14 protein-coding genes and 1 pseudogene are annotated in these 14,586 nt (G+C 76.1%); 7 read left to right on the forward strand and 8 right to left on the reverse strand.

The window, feature by feature from the left end:
- Positions 1-70: 70 nt before the first annotated feature.
- A complete protein-coding gene (locus ACFU5J_RS08210; RefSeq protein WP_430578397.1) occupies positions 71-709 on the forward strand; it encodes a maleylpyruvate isomerase family mycothiol-dependent enzyme in 639 nt (212 codons plus the stop codon).
- Here the strand turns inward: ACFU5J_RS08210 and ACFU5J_RS08215 are convergent.
- Positions 706-1,155: a VOC family protein gene (locus ACFU5J_RS08215; RefSeq protein WP_430576226.1), complete on the reverse strand. Its 450-nt coding sequence runs from the start codon at positions 1,153-1,155 to the stop codon at positions 706-708. The genes ACFU5J_RS08210 and ACFU5J_RS08215 overlap by 4 nt on opposite strands.
- A 92-nt stretch (positions 1,156-1,247) precedes the next feature.
- On the opposite strand from ACFU5J_RS08215, the gene ACFU5J_RS08220 reads away from it, so the two are divergent.
- Positions 1,248-1,835, forward strand: coding sequence for a TetR/AcrR family transcriptional regulator (locus ACFU5J_RS08220; protein ID WP_430578398.1), 588 nt, complete (start codon positions 1,248-1,250; stop codon positions 1,833-1,835).
- 28 nt (positions 1,836-1,863) lie between these two features.
- Here the strand turns inward: ACFU5J_RS08220 and ACFU5J_RS08225 are convergent, their stop codons facing one another.
- Together ACFU5J_RS08225 and ACFU5J_RS08230 are read right to left on the reverse strand one after the other, a co-directional pair.
- Positions 1,864-3,474 (reverse strand): UxaA family hydrolase, encoded by a 1,611-nt coding sequence (locus ACFU5J_RS08225; RefSeq protein WP_430578399.1) that lies wholly within the window; start codon positions 3,472-3,474, stop codon positions 1,864-1,866.
- A complete protein-coding gene (locus ACFU5J_RS08230) occupies positions 3,471-4,514 on the reverse strand; it encodes a LacI family DNA-binding transcriptional regulator (RefSeq protein ID WP_430578400.1) in 1,044 nt (347 codons plus the stop codon). Before ACFU5J_RS08230 ends, ACFU5J_RS08225 begins: the two co-directional genes overlap by 4 nt.
- A 153-nt stretch (positions 4,515-4,667) precedes the next feature.
- On the opposite strand from ACFU5J_RS08230, the gene sigJ reads away from it, so the two are divergent.
- Both sigJ and ACFU5J_RS08240 read left to right on the forward strand, forming a co-directional pair.
- Positions 4,668-5,591 (forward strand): RNA polymerase sigma factor SigJ, encoded by a 924-nt coding sequence (gene sigJ / locus ACFU5J_RS08235; protein ID WP_430578401.1) that lies wholly within the window; start codon positions 4,668-4,670, stop codon positions 5,589-5,591.
- 58 nt (positions 5,592-5,649) lie between these two features.
- Positions 5,650-6,567 carry an NADP-dependent oxidoreductase gene (locus ACFU5J_RS08240; protein WP_430578402.1) on the forward strand — a complete coding sequence of 306 codons (918 nt, stop codon included), beginning with the start codon at positions 5,650-5,652 and terminating at the stop codon, positions 6,565-6,567.
- A 2-nt stretch (positions 6,568-6,569) separates the two neighbouring features.
- On the opposite strand, the gene ACFU5J_RS08245 is transcribed toward ACFU5J_RS08240, so the two are convergent.
- Positions 6,570-7,280: a rhamnogalacturonan acetylesterase gene (locus tag ACFU5J_RS08245; protein WP_430578403.1), complete on the reverse strand. Its 711-nt coding sequence runs from the start codon at positions 7,278-7,280 to the stop codon at positions 6,570-6,572.
- 175 nt (positions 7,281-7,455) lie between these two features.
- Between ACFU5J_RS08245 and ACFU5J_RS08250 the strand changes: the two genes are divergently transcribed.
- The 3 genes from ACFU5J_RS08250 to pntB are packed head-to-tail and all read left to right on the forward strand — an operon-like array spanning position 7,456 to position 10,842.
- Positions 7,456-7,878, forward strand: coding sequence for a pyridoxamine 5'-phosphate oxidase family protein (locus ACFU5J_RS08250; protein WP_430578404.1), 423 nt, complete (start codon positions 7,456-7,458; stop codon positions 7,876-7,878).
- A gap of 10 nt (positions 7,879-7,888) precedes the next feature.
- The gene (locus tag ACFU5J_RS08255) at positions 7,889-9,442 is read left to right on the forward strand and encodes a Re/Si-specific NAD(P)(+) transhydrogenase subunit alpha (protein WP_430576218.1); all 1,554 of its coding nucleotides are present in this window, start codon (positions 7,889-7,891) and stop codon (positions 9,440-9,442) included.
- Positions 9,439-10,842 carry a Re/Si-specific NAD(P)(+) transhydrogenase subunit beta gene (gene pntB / locus ACFU5J_RS08260; RefSeq protein ID WP_430578405.1) on the forward strand — a complete coding sequence of 468 codons (1,404 nt, stop codon included), beginning with the start codon at positions 9,439-9,441 and terminating at the stop codon, positions 10,840-10,842. Before ACFU5J_RS08255 ends, pntB begins: the two co-directional genes overlap by 4 nt.
- Positions 10,843-10,873: 31 nt before the next feature.
- On the opposite strand, the pseudogene mqo reads toward pntB, so the two are convergent.
- The 4 genes and pseudogenes from mqo to ACFU5J_RS08280 all read right to left on the reverse strand — a co-directional run.
- Positions 10,874-12,442: pseudogene (mqo, locus tag ACFU5J_RS08265) on the reverse strand (malate dehydrogenase (quinone)); the annotation flags it as partial.
- 106 nt (positions 12,443-12,548) lie between these two features.
- The gene (locus tag ACFU5J_RS08270; protein WP_430578406.1) at positions 12,549-13,277 is read right to left on the reverse strand and encodes a maleylpyruvate isomerase family mycothiol-dependent enzyme; all 729 of its coding nucleotides are present in this window, start codon (positions 13,275-13,277) and stop codon (positions 12,549-12,551) included.
- Positions 13,268-13,951, reverse strand: a complete 684-nt coding sequence (locus tag ACFU5J_RS08275) for a pyridoxal 5'-phosphate synthase (RefSeq protein ID WP_430578407.1) — start codon at positions 13,949-13,951, stop codon at positions 13,268-13,270. The genes ACFU5J_RS08270 and ACFU5J_RS08275 overlap by 10 nt, the downstream gene beginning before the upstream one ends.
- Positions 13,948-14,544 carry a TetR/AcrR family transcriptional regulator gene (locus ACFU5J_RS08280; protein ID WP_430578408.1) on the reverse strand — a complete coding sequence of 199 codons (597 nt, stop codon included), beginning with the start codon at positions 14,542-14,544 and terminating at the stop codon, positions 13,948-13,950. Before ACFU5J_RS08280 ends, ACFU5J_RS08275 begins: the two co-directional genes overlap by 4 nt.
- Positions 14,545-14,586 lie beyond the last annotated feature (42 nt).

A 14,586-nucleotide genomic window follows, 5' to 3' on the forward strand; every position in this document is an offset into this window, starting at 1 on the left:
CAGCACTCGGCGTCGTCGTGGGCACCGTCGAGCCTAACCGCGCGTCGGTGCCCCGTGGTTGGCTGCGCACGTGACGACGAGCACCCCGCGCGCCGAGACCTGGTCCATGATCCACGCCGAGCGGGAGGCCCTGGCGGGCGAGCTCGCCGGCCTCGACGACGCGGCGTGGGCCACGCCGTCGCTGTGCGGGGAGTGGGCGGTGCGGGACGTCGTCGCCCACCTCACGGCGGGCGCGAGCACCGGCCGGTGGGCGTGGCTGCGCAGCATCGTCGGGGCGCGGTTCGACGCCGACCTGCACAACGCGCGCCGCCTGGCCGAGCACCGTGGCGCCACGCCCGCCGAGACACTGGAGCGCTTCCGCGCGGTCGCGACCAGCACCGTCGCGCCCAGCGGGCACACCGCCGCATGGCTGGGCGAGGTCGTGGTGCACGGGCAGGACGTGCGCACCCCGCTCGGCCTCCCGCGCGTCCCGCCCGTGGCCACGACCACCGAGGTGGCGCGCTTCTTCGCCGCCCGGGACTTCACCGTCTCCGGCCGGACGGTCGCGCGCGGCCTGCGCCTGGAGGCGACCGACGGGCCGTTCGTCCACGGCGACGGGCCGGCGGTGCGCGGCTCCACCCTGGCGCTCGTCATGGTGCTGGCGGGCCGGCCGGTGTTCTGCGACGAGCTCGCCGGCGACGGCGTGGCCCGGGTGCGCGAGCGCGTCTAGGCCCCGGCGTCCGTGCCCGTCGTCGCGCCGGTCGTCGCGCCCGGCCCGGCATAGAGGGCGGCGAACTCCGCGGACGGCGGGATCGGGGTGACCACGTCGACCAGCGCGCCGTCCGGCCCGGCGACGATGAAGTGCCGCTGGCCGAACTCCTCGTCGCGCAGCGGCAGCAGCACGTCGTGGGCGCCGTCGGCGAGCACGCGGGCGTGCACGGCGTCGACGTCCTCCACCTCGACGGTCACGAGGACGCCGGCCGCCCGGGCCCCGCGGGCGGCCTCGGGGATCGTGGCGTGGTCGGCGTCGAGGACGGCGAGCTCCGCCGTGCCCGCGCGCAGGCTGACGTACCAGTCGGAGGTGAACGTGGGCGCCATGCCCAGCAGCCCGGTGAAGAACCGGGCGGCGGTCGGGACGTCGGAGACGGCGAGGACGGGGTAGAGGCTCGTGATCATCGTGGCTCCCGGTCGGTGACGGCCTGCGGGTGCAGGTGATACATGCAGCGTGTACGTAACTATACATTCACGATGTCGGTAACCTGTCGACCATGCCCCGGAGGACGAAGGCCCAGAGCGAGGCGACGGCGGCCGCGATCCTGGCCGCCGCGCGCGACCTCTACGCGCGGCGCGGCTACGCGGTGGTGTCGGTGGAGGAGGTGGCGGCGGCCTGCGGCGTCACCCGCGGCGCCGTCTACCACCACTTCGGCAGCGGCCCCGGGCTGTTCGCGGCCGTGCACGCGGACGTGACCGCGGGCGTCGGCGCCGCGATCGAGCGTGCCACGGACGGCGTGGTGGACCCGTGGGAGAGCCTCGAGTCGGGGTGCCGCGCGTTCCTCGCGGCCGTCGTCGCCGACGACGCCCGGCAGGTGGTGCTGGTCGACGGGCCCGCCGTGCTCGGCTGGGCCCGCTGGCGCGAGGACGACGCGCGCAGCTCGGGGCGGCTGCTGGACGACGTGCTCGCCGAGCTCGCCGAGGCCGGGAGGGTCCGCGCGGAGGACGTCGCGGCGACGTCCGCCCTGCTGTCGGGCGCGATGAACGAGGCCGCCCTGTGGGTCGCGGCGGCGCCGGACCGCGACCGCGCCCTCGCGCAGGCGTGGGAGGCGCTGCGCCGCCTGTTGCGGGGGATCGCGGCCTGACGGGCCCGAGCGGCCCCGCGTCAGCGCGTCAGGTGACCGCGCCCAGCTGCCAGGGCACGAACTCGTCCGCGCCGAGGTCCAGCTCCTCGGAGACGGTCTGCTCGCCGGAGGCGACGGCGAGGATCTTCTCGAACAGCTCGTCGCCCACCTCCTCCACGGACAGGCCCGTCTCCACGATCCGCCCGGCGTCGAGGTCCATGTCCTCGCGCATGCGGCGGTAGGTGTCGGAGTTGGTGGCCACCTTGATCGACGGCGCCGGCTTGCACCCCAGCACGGACCCGCGGCCCGTGGTGAAGACCACCACGGTGGCGCCGCCCGCCACGATCCCGGTCACGGACACGGGGTCGTAGCCGGGGGTGTCCATGAAGGTCATGCCGCGCTCGGTGACCGGCTCGGCGTACTCGTGCACGGCGACGAGGTCCGCGGTGCCCGCCTTGGCGACGGCGCCGAGGGACTTCTCGAGGATGGTCGTGAGGCCGCCGGCCTTGTTGCCGGGCGACGGGTTGTTGTCGAGGGTGCCACCACCGGCCGCCGCGTACCCCTGCCACCAGTCGAGGCGGTCCAGCAGGCGCCGGCCCACCTCCTCGGAGACGGCCCGGCGCAGCAGCAGGTGCTCGGCGCCGAAGACCTCGGGCGTCTCGGCGAGGATCGACGTGCCCCCCTGGGCGACGAGCCGGTCGGACGCGTGCCCGAGAGCGGGGTTGGCGGTGATCCCGGAGAAGCCGTCGGACCCCCCGCAGTTGAGGCCGAGCACCAGCTCGGACGCGGGCGCCTCCTCGCGCCGCAGCGCGTCGATCTCGGGCAGCATCGCGGTGATCGCCGCGACGCCGGCGCGCACGGTCGCGCGGATGCCGCCGGTGTCCTGGATGGTCAGGGTGCGCACGGGCAGGTCGTCGCGCAGCTCCAGCCCGTCGAGGACGGACTCGGCGGGCAGCATCTCGCAGCCCAGCCCGACCACCAGCAGCCCGGCCATGTTGGCGTGCGACGCGTACCCGCGCAGCGTGCGCAGCGTGACCTGCGCGCCCTCGGAGGTGGGGACCAGCCCGCAGCCGGTGTCGTGGGTGAGCGCGACGACGCCGTCGACGTGCGGGTGGGCGTCGAGCACCGGGCCGCGGAACTGGTCCGCGATCATCCGCGCCGTCGACGCCGAGCAGTTCACGGAGGTGAGGATGCCGACGTAGTTGCGGGTGCCCCAGCGGCCGTCCGAGCGGCGGTAGCCCTGGAACGTGCGCCGCGCGGCGGGGGCGGGAAGCGTGGTGCGCGCGGTGCCGAACTCGTGGGCGCGGGCGCCGTCGTCCATGCCGAGGTTGTGCGTGTGCACGTGGTCGCCCGGCGCGACGTCGCGCGTCGCCCGCCCGATGGACTGACCGTACTTGCGCACCTCCGTGCCCGCCCCGACCGCCCGGACGGCGAGCTTGTGGCCGCGGGGGAGCGTCGAGCGGGCGGTCGCCTCGTGCCCGCCGGGCAGCCGCACGGTGGTGCCCGCGGGGACCTGCCGGGTCGTCACGGCGACGTCGTCCGCCGGGCGCAGCAGCAGCGCGACGTCGGCGAGGTCGACCACGTCGGGGAGCGGCGGCTCGGCGGCGGCCGACGGCGTGGCAGCGAGCGGCAGCAGGGGGTGGTGCGGGGCGGTGCTCATCGGATCACGACCTCGGGATCGGTGCTGGTGGTGGGGGTGCTCGTGGGGGCGACGGCGCGGGCGGCGGTGCCGAGGGGCGCCGTGGACGCGCGGACGACGAGCTCGACGGGCAGGCGCCGGTGTTCGGGGGAGCCGCCGGCGGGGTCGGCCGCGAGCAGGTCGACCGCCTCCCGGCCGGCGCGCGCCAGCGGGACGGCGACCGTGGTGAGCGCGGGCGTCACGAGAGAGGCGGCGGGGACGTCGTCGAACCCGACCACGGAGACGTCGTCGGGGGTGGCGACGCCGCGCGCGTGCAGGCGGGCGAGGACGCCGAGGGCGACGAGGTCGTTGAAGCACAGCACGGCCGTGCTGCCGGCCGCGAGCGCGAGGTCGGCGGCCTGGACGCCGCCGCCGTGCGTGGGGCGGAAGGCGCCCAGGTCGGTGACCGGCGGAACGCCGTGGGCGGCCGCGCCCCCGGCGAGCGCCCGGCGGCGCTCGCCGTCGGACCAGGAGGTGGCCGGGCCGCCCACGTAGGCGACGCGCTCGTGCCCGAGGGCGCGCAGGTGGTCGAGCGCCTGCCGCACGCCGTCGGCGAGGTCGAACGACACCGAGGGCGCGAACGGCGTCTCGCGGTTGACCAGCGCCACCCGGCCGCCGCCGACGAGCGCGCCGAGGTCGTCCGCGGGCATGCGGGGCGAGCAGAGCACGAGGCCGTCCACGCGGTCGCCGAGGCGGGTGATGACGTCCGGCTCGGCGGTGACGTCCTCGTCGGTGTCGGCGACCAGCACGTCGCGCCCGGTCTCGTGCGCCCGCGCCTGCACGCCCTTGGCGACGGCGGCGAAGAACGGGTTGGCGAGGTCCGGGACGACCAGGCCCAGGGTGCCGGTGCTGCCGGTGGTCAGGGCGCGGGCGGCGGGGTGCGGGCGGTACCCGAGCGACGCCGCTGCCCGGGCCACCTGCTCGCGGTTGGCGGGCGAGACGTGCGGCGCGTCGCTGAGGGCGCGCGACGCGGTGGCGGGGGAGACGCCCGCCGCACGCGCGACGTCGCGGAGCGTGACCACGCGGACCTCCAGGGCTGGTGTCGACGCTGGAACCGGTTCCAGCGTGTTTCAGCCTACCGCGTGACGCCGTGCCCTCCTGACGATGCATCGGAGCCGGACGTGGGGCGAGGCGCCCGGGCATAGGCTCGCGGTGCCGAAGCGGGAGGGGGCGCGGTGGAGGAACGAGTTCCGACGGGCGACGTGCGCGACGGCGCGGCCCTCGAGGGCGAGCGGGGCCGGCTCGTCGGGCTGGCGTACCGGATGCTGGGCACGACGGCCGAGGCCGAGGACGCGGTCCAGGAGGCGTTCGTCCGCTGGTACCGGCTCGACGACGCCGCACGGTCGGCGATCACGAACCCGGCCGGCTGGCTGACCCGGGTCACCAGCCGCGTGTGCCTGGACGTGCTGGGCAGCGCGCGGGTGCGCCGCGAGCGGTACGTGGGCCCCTGGCTCCCCGAGCCGGTGCCCGGCGACCTCTTCGCCCGGGACGGCGGGGCCGACGTCGCCGACCCCGCGGACCGGGTCGTGCGCGACGAGTCGGTGAGCACTGCGCTCCTGGTGGTGCTGGAGGCGATGACGCCCGCCGAGCGCGTGGCCTTCGTGCTCCACGACGTGTTCGGGCACACCTTCGCCGACGTCGCCGAGGTGCTGGGCCGCACGCCGGCCGCGGCACGCCAGCTGGCCAGCTCCGCGCGGGCGCACGCGCGGGCCGGCCGGTCGGGGGAGGTGGCCGCCGGGGAGCACGACCGCGTGGTCGCGGCGTTCGCGCGGGCCGCCGGCGGGGACGACCTGGCCGCCCTCACGGCGCTGCTCGACCCGTCCGTCGAGCTGCGGTCGGACGGCGGAGGCGTGGCACGCGCCGCCCTCAACCCGGTCCACGGGGCGCCGAAGGTGGCGCGGTTCCTGCTCGGCGTGCTGCACCGGCAGGCGGACGCCCGGCTGGAGCCCCGCAGCACGGCGGACGGGGCGGCGCTCGCGTTCGTCCGCGGCGGGCGGGTCACGGGCGTGGTGAACGTCGCCGTCGTCGCGGGGCGCGTCACCGCGGTCTGGGTGCAGTGGAACCCCGACAAGCTCACCCGCTGGAACCCGCCGGTCTGACGTTCCGCGGGGCTGCGTCGTCGACCTACCGACAACCCGTCGACCGAAGGAGCAGACCATGCAGGCCGTCGTCGTGGAGGACCAGGAGGCCGGCGTCGCCGGGATGAGGCTCGCGGAGCGACCCGCGCCGCACGCCGCGGAAAACGACGTCGTCGTCCAGGTGCACGCCTCCGGGTACACGCCCGGGGAGCTCACCTGGCCCGGGACGTGGACCGACCGGGCCGGCCGGGACCGCACCCCGAGCGTCCCCGGGCACGAGCTGTCCGGTGTCGTCGCGGAGCTCGGCTACGGCACCACCGGGCTGACGGTGGGGCAGCGCGTGTTCGGCCTGGCGGACTGGACCCGCGACGGCACCCTCGCCGAGCAGGTCGCGGTCGAGGCGCGCAACCTGGCCCCCCTGCCGGCCGACGTCGAGCACACCGTGGCGGCGAGCCTGCCCGTCTCCGGCCTCGCCGCCTGGCAGGGCCTGTTCGTGCACGGGAACCTCCAGGCCGGGCAGAGCGTGCTGGTTCACGGGGCGGCCGGGGGCGTGGGCTCCGTCGTCACGCAGCTCGCCCGCGAGGCCGGCGCGCACGTCGTCGGCACCGGCCGCGCCCGCGACCGGCACGCCGCGCTCGAGCTCGGCGCGCACGAGTTCCTCGACCTCGAGCGGGAGGACCTCGCGGCCGTCGGCGGGGTCGACCTCGTCTTCGACGTGATCGGCGGGGACGTCGCGGTCCGCTCCGCCGCGCTCGTGCGCGCGGGCGGCACCCTGGTGACCATCGCGGGGCCGCCCGAGGCGCGGCCGGCCGACGGGCGCGCCGTGTTCTTCGTCGTCGAGCCCGCCCGGGGGCAGCTGGCACACCTCGCCCAGCGCGTGCGGGAGGGCCGGCTGCGGACCGTCATCGGCACGGTCGTGCCGCTGACGGAGGCCCCGGCGGCGTTCGCGGCGCCACGCCGGGCCCCCGGCAAGACGATCGTGCGGGTCGTCGACTGAGCTCAGGCCGGCTCGTCGTCGAGCCAGCGGAACCAGTCGTGGGGCACGTCCTCGTCGAGGCGCCGCACCTCGTCGCCCGCGAGGACGCCGGCGGTGAGGAGGCCGGTGGCGACGAGCCGGGCGACGGCCGCAGCACCGGGCGGGTTGAAGTGCGTGTCGTCGCGGCGGCCGTCGTCGGCGTGGAAGAAGTAGTGCAGCGTGCGCTCGGGCCCGAGGTCCTGCCACAGCGCCAGGGACGCGCGCTGCACGTCGACGAGCGGCACGCCCTCCTGCTCGGCGAGGGCGCGCATCGCAGCGGGGTAGTCGCCATGGCCCGCGACGGCGTCGCCCGCGTCGTCGAAGCGGCGCCGCTCGACGGAGGTCGCGAGGACCGGCCGCGCGCCCGCGGTGCGGGCGGCGTCGAGGTAGCGGCGCAGGTGCTCGGTGTAGCTGGTCCAGGGCTCGGTGTGCCGCTCGGGGTCGTCGACCTTCGCGTCGTTGTGCCCGAACTGCACGAGCAGCACGTCGCCGGGCCGCAGGTCGCGCGCCACGTCGTCGAGGCGCCCCTGGACGACGAAGCTGCGCGTGCTGCGCCCGTTGCGCGCGTGGTTCACGACCGCGACGTCGTCGGCGAGGTAGTAGGGCAGGGCCATGCCCCAGCCGGTCTCGGGGGCGGCGGCGCGGGACTTCGGCCCCGCGGTCGAGTCGCCGGCGAGGTGGACGGTGCGGGGCATGCGGACCTCCGGGAGGGCGCGGGCGGGGTCGGGGCGCGCTCGGCGAGCGCAGGCGTCACCCTAGCGAGCGCCCCTCCGCCGCGCCGCGCCGGAATCGCGTGCGTCCCTGCACGTCCAGGGCGTAGCGTCGGCGCCGAGCGACCGCACACCCGCCCGTCCCCCGGAGGAGTCAGCGATGCCCCGTCCGCCGTTCCCGGCCCCCGTGCTCGATCTGCTGCGTGGCCCCCAGGTCGCCGTGATCGGGGTGGTGCGCCCCGACGGCAGCCCCGTGACCGCGGCGACGTGGTACCTGCTCGAGGAGGACGGCGCCGGGGGGTGGCACGTGCTCGTCAACCTCGACGACACGCGCAAGCGGGTGCAGCACCTGCGCGCGAACCCGCAGGTGAGCCTCACCGTGCTGGGCGACAGCTGGTACACGCACGTCACGCTGCTCGGTCGCGTCGCCGCGTGGCGCGACGACCCGGACCTCGCCGACACCGACCGGATCTCCCGGCACTACAACGGCGACCCGTACCCGGTGCGGGACAGGGCCCGGGTGACCGCCGTCGTCGAGGTCGACCGCTGGACGGCCTGGGGCGCCCTGCGCGACGCCCGCTGAGGAGACGGTCATGCGCATCGGTGCCCCCCGCACGGCCGGCGCGGACCCGCGCCTCGTCGCCGTCACCCCCGACGCGGCGCGCCGCCTCGCCGACCTGGGTCACGACGTCGTCGTGGAGCCCGGCGTCGGCGACGGCGCGCGGCTGCCCGCGCACGACTACGTCGCCGCGGGCGCCCGCGTGGCCGACCGCGCCGACGTGTGGGCGGCGGACGTCGTGGTCACGCTGCACCCGCCGGGCCCCGCGGAGCTCGGCCTGCTGCGCCCCGGCGCGGTCCTGGTGTCCCAGCTCGCGCCCGCGACGAGCCCCGGCCTGCTCGAGGAGCTCGCCGCGCGCGGCGTGACGGCCCTGGCCCTCGACGCGGTGCCGCGGATCTCCCGCGCCCAGTCCCTCGACGTGCTCTCGGCGCTGTCGAACGTGGCGGGCTACCGCGCGGTGGTCGAGGCGGCCGAGGAGTTCGGCGGCATGTTCGCCGGGCAGGTGACGGCCGCGGGCAGCACGCCCCCGGCGCGCGTGTTCGTCATCGGCGCCGGCGTGGCCGGGCTCGCCGCGATCGGCACGGCCGTGAGCCTCGGCGCGGAGGTCTACGCCTTCGACGTGCGGCCCGAGGCGGCCGAGCAGATCGAGTCGCTCGGCGCGCGCGTGGTGCGGGCCGACGACGCGGTGCAGCAGGTCAGCGCCGACGGGTACGCGAGCGCGCAGAGCGCCGACCAGGAGGCCGCCGCCCTGCGCGCGTACGCGGAGCAGTCCGCGCAGGCCGACGTCGTGGTGACCACGGCCCTCGTACGCGGCACCGCCCCGACGACCATCACCCGCGCGATGGTGGACGCGATGCGCCCCGGCTCGGTGGTGGTCGACCTCGCCGCGCCGGGCGGCGGCAACTGCGAGGCCACGGTGCCCGGGCAGCGGGTGGTCACCGGCCGCGGCGTCGTGGTCCTCGGCTGGACCGACCTGGCCGCGCGCCTGCCGCAGCACAGCTCGCGCCTGCTGGGCACGGTGGTGGTCAACCTCCTCACGCTGCTCACGCCCGGCAAGGACGGGCGCCTGGTGCTCGACCTCGACGACGCGGTGGTCCGCGGCATGACCGTGACCCACGGGTCCGAGGTGACCTGGCCGCCCCCGCCCGTGCCGGTGTCGGCCGCGCCGCCCCCGCCCGAGCCGGAGCCCGTCGCGGCCCCGGTCGTCGACCCCGCGGCCGAGCGCCGCCGGCGCTCGATGCGGCGGACGGTGCTGGGCGCGCTCGGCGCCGTCGCGTTCGGGCTGCTGATCGCGGCGTCCCCGCCCGACGCCGTCGCGCACCTCACCGTCTTCGCGCTCGCGGTGGTGGTGGGCTTCTACGTGATCTCGAACGTCACGCACGCCCTGCACACGCCGCTCATGGCCCAGACCAACGCGATCAGCGGCATCATCATGGTCGGCGCGCTGCTGCAGATCGGCGACGCGTCGCCCCTGGTCACGACGCTCGCCGTCGTCGCCGCGGCGCTGGCGAGCGTCAACGTGTTCGGCGGCTTCCTCGTGACCCGGCGCATGCTCGGCATGTTCCGCCGCGACGGAGGTGTCTCGTGAGCGTGGAGTCCGTGGCGCAGGCCGCGTACGTCGTCGCGGGGCTGCTGTTCGTGCTGTCGCTGGCGGGGCTGTCCGCCCAGGAGTCCGCCCGGCGGGGCACCGTGCTCGGCATGGTGGGGATGGGGCTCGCGATCGTCGCGACGATCGCGCTGGCCCTCTCCCGCTCGGAGCGCCCGTGGCCGGTGACGGCCGGGCTGATCCTGCTGGTGCTCGTGGTCGGCGCCGCCGTCGGGTCGTGGCGGGCACGCCGCGTCGAGATGACGCAGATGCCGGAGCTCATCGCGCTGCTGCACTCGTTCGTGGGGCTGTCCGCGGTGCTGGTGGGCTACGGCTCGTTCCTCGCGGCGCCCGCCGCGGGCGGGGACACCGTGCACCGCGTGGAGGTGTTCCTCGGCGTGCTCATCGGGGCGGTGACGTTCACCGGGTCCGTGGTGGCGTTCGGCAAGCTGTCGGGCCGCCTGGCGTCCGCGCCGCTGACGCTGCCGGGCCGGCACCTGCTCAACCTCCTGGCACTGGTCGCGTGCGCCGCGCTGCTCGCCTGGTTCCTGGCGGGCGGGGGCGTGGTGGCCCTGGCGCTCATGACGCTCGTCGCCCTCGCCCTGGGCTGGCACCTCGTGGCCGCGATCGGCGGCGGTGACATGCCCGTCGTGGTGTCGATGCTCAACTCGTACTCCGGCTGGGCCGCGGCCGCCGCGGGCTTCACCCTCGGCAACGACCTGCTCATCGTCACCGGGGCGCTCGTCGGCGCGTCCGGCGCCATCCTCAGCTACCTCATGTGCCGCGCCATGAACCGGTCGTTCTGGTCCGTCGTCCTCGGCGGGTTCGGCGCCGGGGCGTCCGGCGGCCCGGCGGGCGGGGCCGGGGCGGCGGAGGCGGGGGAGGTCCACGAGACGTCGCCGGACGAGGTGGCGGCGCTGCTCGCCGCCGCGCGGTCGGTCGTCGTCGTGCCCGGCTACGGGATGGCGGTCGCGAAGGCGCAGCACCCCGTCGCGGACCTGGCCGAGCGGCTGCGGGCCCGGGGCGTCACGGTCCGGTTCGGCGTGCACCCGGTGGCCGGACGGCTTCCGGGGCACATGAACGTGCTCCTCGCGGAGGCGCGCGTGCCCTACGACCTGGTGCTCGAGATGGACGAGGTCAACCGCGACCTCCCCGACACCGACGTCGTGCTCGTCATCGGCGCGAACGACACGGTGAACCCGGCCGCGCAGGACGACCCGTCCTCGCCGATCGCGGGGATGCCGGTGATCGAGGCGTGGCAGGCGCGCGACGTCGTGGTCTTCAAGCGCTCGCTCGCCACGGGCTACGCGGGCGTGCAGAACCCGCTGTTCTTCCGCGACAACACCCGGATGCTCTTCGGCGACGCCAGGGAGCAGGTGGACAAGATCGTCCAGGCTCTCTGACGCCGCCGTCGAGGGGGTCGTGCGCGCGGGCTCAGATCCGGGAGTCGGCCTGCGACTCGTAGACCGCCGCGTCCAGGACGCCGTCCGCGTGCAGGTACGCGGGGCGCTCCGGGATCGCGGTGCCGGCGGCGTCGATCGTGCTGGCGTCGGCGGGCACCCCGTCGAGGCTCGGCATGACCGAGGCGAGCTCGGGGCGCCACTTGGTGAACCGGAACGGGAAGCACTGCTCCAGCAGGTCCACCATCGCGGAGGCGGCCGTCGAGGCGCCCGGGGAGGCGCCGAGCAGGCCGGCGATGGAGCCCTCGGCGCCGGTGACGATCTCGGTGCCGAACTGCAGCACGCCCTTGCCGTCGGCGTCGCGCTTGATGACCTGCACCCGCTGTCCGGCGGTGATCCGGTCCCAGTCCTTGGGGTGCGCGGTCGGCATGAACTGCTGCAGCGCCTGGAACTTGGTCTCCGGCGCGGCCATGAGCTGGCCGACGAGGTACTGGGTCAGGTCGAGGTTCTTCAGGCCCGCGCCGAGCATCGACGTGACGTTGTTCGCCCGCAGGGAGGTGATCAGGCCCAGGTACTTGCCCTTCTTGAGGTACTTGGGGCTGAACCCGGCGTAGGGGCCGAACATGAGGTACGTCTTGCCGTCGACCACGCGGGTGTCCAGGTGCGGCACCGACATCGGCGGGGCGCCGACGTCGGCCTTGCCGTAGACCTTGGCCTGGTGCTGCGCGACGAGCTCCGGGTCGGAGGTGCGCAGGAACTCGCCCGAGATCGGGAAGCCGCCGAAGCCCTTGATCTCCGGGATGCCGGCCGACTGGAGCAGGGGGAGCGCGCCGCCGCCCGCGCCGACGAAGACGAACTTCGCGGTCACGGTGCTGGTGCGGTTCCGCGCGTTCCAGGAGCGGTCCTTGACGCGCAGGCGCCAGCGGCCGTCCTTGGTGCGCTTGAGGCTCTTCACCTCGTGCTGCAGCTTGAGCTCGGCGCCGTTCGCGACGAGGCCGTCGACGAGCTGGCGGGTGAGGTTGCCGAAGTCGACGTCGGTGCCCGAGGTCGCGCGGGTGGCGGCGATCGGCTCGTCGGCGTCGCGCTCGGTGGTCAGCAGCGGGGCCCAGCGGCCGATGGCGGCGCGGTCGGTGCTGTACTCGAGGTCGCGGAACAGGGGGTGCACTCGCAGCGTCTCGTAGCGGCGGCGCAGGTAGTCCACGTTCTTGGCGCCGCGCACGAACGTCATGTGCGGGGTGCTGCTGAGGAACGAGTCGTCCTGGAGCCGGCCGGTGGCCAGCAGGTGCTGCCACAGCTCGCGCGAGATCTCGAACTGCTCGTTGATCGCCACCGCCTTGGTGATGTCGATCGAGCCGTCCTTGCGCTCGGGCGTGTAGTTCAGCTCGCAGAGCGCCGCGTGGCCGGTGCCCGCGTTGTTCCACGGGTTCGACGACTCCTGCGCCACGTCGTCGAGCCGCTCGTAGATCCGGATGGACCACGACGGCTCGAGCTGCTGGAGCAGCGTTCCGAGGGTCGCGCTCATGATCCCGCCGCCGATGAGGACGACGTCGACGTCGGCCCCTGTGGGGGCCCCAGCAGTCGTAGCACTCGAAGTCACCGGGCCACCATACGCCGCGCGTGAAAACTGTCACAAAGAATGAGAGCAACCTCACACAGCGCTCTGACCTGCAGTGACGTGCGTCACACCGGGGCCCCGACCGCCCCGCAGGTCAGGGCCGCGGGGCCGCCGACGAGGGCCACGGGCCGAGCTCGGGCAGCGGCACGGGCGCGCCGTCGCGGGTCGCCGAGACCGGGCCCGACGGCGCGCGGCCGGCGAGCCACGCCGCCACGTCCCGCGGGTCGCCGACCAGCGCGAGGCCCGCCCCGGCGTCCGGCAGGCGCACCGCGAGGAAGTCGCCCAGGTGGGCGCAGAACGCCTCGTCCCACGAGCCGGACCCGAGGGTCCGGTCGTCGAGCCCTGCCGTCGCGTCCGCGGCGTGGATGCGGGCCTCGCGCCACCAGGCGAGCAGCGCGTCCGCGAGCACGCCGTCGCGGTAGGCCACCGGCGCCGACCACAGCGCGTCGTCCGGCGCGGGCCAGGCCGCCGCGAGCCGGGCCCGCGAGGCCTCGAGCGCCGCGACGTGCTCGGCGACGGTGCGGGCGGCGCCCGCCTCGATGCCGGCGTCGCGCCCGGCCTGGCCGCCGTCGTACGGGGCCACCTTCTCGCCGCGGGCGGCGTACTCCGCCTGCCGGGCCAGGGCGGCGCCCACGTTCGTCACGTGCGACAGCACGTGCCCGCGGGTCCAGCCCTCCAGGGGGGACGGCGCGGAGCCCGCGTCGTCGGGCAGGGTGCGCACGACGTCGATCAGGGCGCCCAGCGCCGCGTCCGCGTCGGCGGCGGCGTGCGCCAGGGCGGCGGGCGCGGGGATGGCAGGGGTGGTCTCGGCGTTCACGGCCACAGGAGCTCCTTGGTCCAGGCGGGGTCGTTCTCGGTGGTGGTGCCGGTCGAGCGGTAGCGGAGGCGGGACTGGCCCTTGTCGTCGCTGGCCGCCCAGAACTCCACCGTCTCGGGGGCGAGCACCCAGGCGGTCCAGCCCGGGGCGACGACGGCCGGGTCCGCGCGGGTGTCGGCGAGCCGGTCGGCGAAGGCGTCCCAGTACTCGTCGCGGGAGCCGAGCGGCTCGCTCTGGTGGCCGACGAGGCCGGCCGCGCGCGACCCCTCGGGCCGGGCGCGGAAGTCGGCCGCCCCGGCGTCCGGACCGGCCGAGGCGGCGCGGCCCGTGACGCGGACCTGGCGCCCGAGGTCCCGCCAGAAGACGGTGAGCGCCGCGGACGGGTTGGCGTCCAGGTCGCGGCCCTTGGGGCTGGACGCGTGGCCGGCGAACCACCAGCCGTCGTCGGTCACGTCCTTGATCACCAGCGTGCGGGCGTGCACCCGCCCCTCGGCGTCGGCCGTCGAGAGGGTCGCCGCGTGCGGGGCGCCGACGCCGGCCGCGAGGGCGTCGTCGAACCAGCGACCGAAGAGCTCCTGGGGCGTGGCGGGCGCCGTCGCGAGGTCGTCGAGGTCGACGCCGAACGGGGGCAGGTCCGGCGGGAACGTCGGCAGGGCGCGCAGGCGCTCGCGGAAGGTCATGCGGTCTCCTTCGTGGCGGTCCGGCCGGGGGCAGGGCTGCCCGGGGTCGTGAGGATCGAGACGAAGCCGCGCACGGCGGCCCGCATCGCGTCGGGGTCGCCGGTGGCGCGGGCCAGGACGTAGCCGCCCTGCACGATGGCGACGGCGGCGTGCGCGCGGTCCCGGGCGTCGTCGTCGGGCAGGCCTGCCTCGCGCAGGGTCGTCGCGACCACGTCGAGCAGGCGCACGAAGTAGGCGGTGACGACGTCGTGCAGGCCGTCGTCGTCCATGACCGCCTGGTCGCTCGTGAGGCGCCCGATCTTGCAGCCCGCGAGCGCGTCGCGGGGCCGCTCGAGGTACGCCACGACGCGGTCGAGGGCCGGCGTCGGGCCCTCCAGGTCGCGCCGCGCGGCGGTGAGCGCGCTCTCGACCGTGGCGCCGACGGCGGCGGTCGCGAGGTCGTGCTTGGTGGGGAAGTGGTGGTAGAGGCTGCCCTGCCCCACCCCGCTGGCGGCCAGCACCTGGCGGGGGCTCGTGGCCCCCACGCCCTGGGCGGCGAACATCTCCTGCGCGGCGGCGACGAGCCGGGCGCGCGCATCGGTCGACGTGCTCATGGCGCCACCATACCTACCTCTAGGTATGATGACCAGCCCCGA

Origin of the sequence: Isoptericola sp. NPDC057559 (assembly GCF_042801555.1) — a bacterium.
In the GTDB taxonomy this organism is placed as follows: Bacteria; Actinomycetota; Actinomycetes; order Actinomycetales; family Cellulomonadaceae; genus Isoptericola.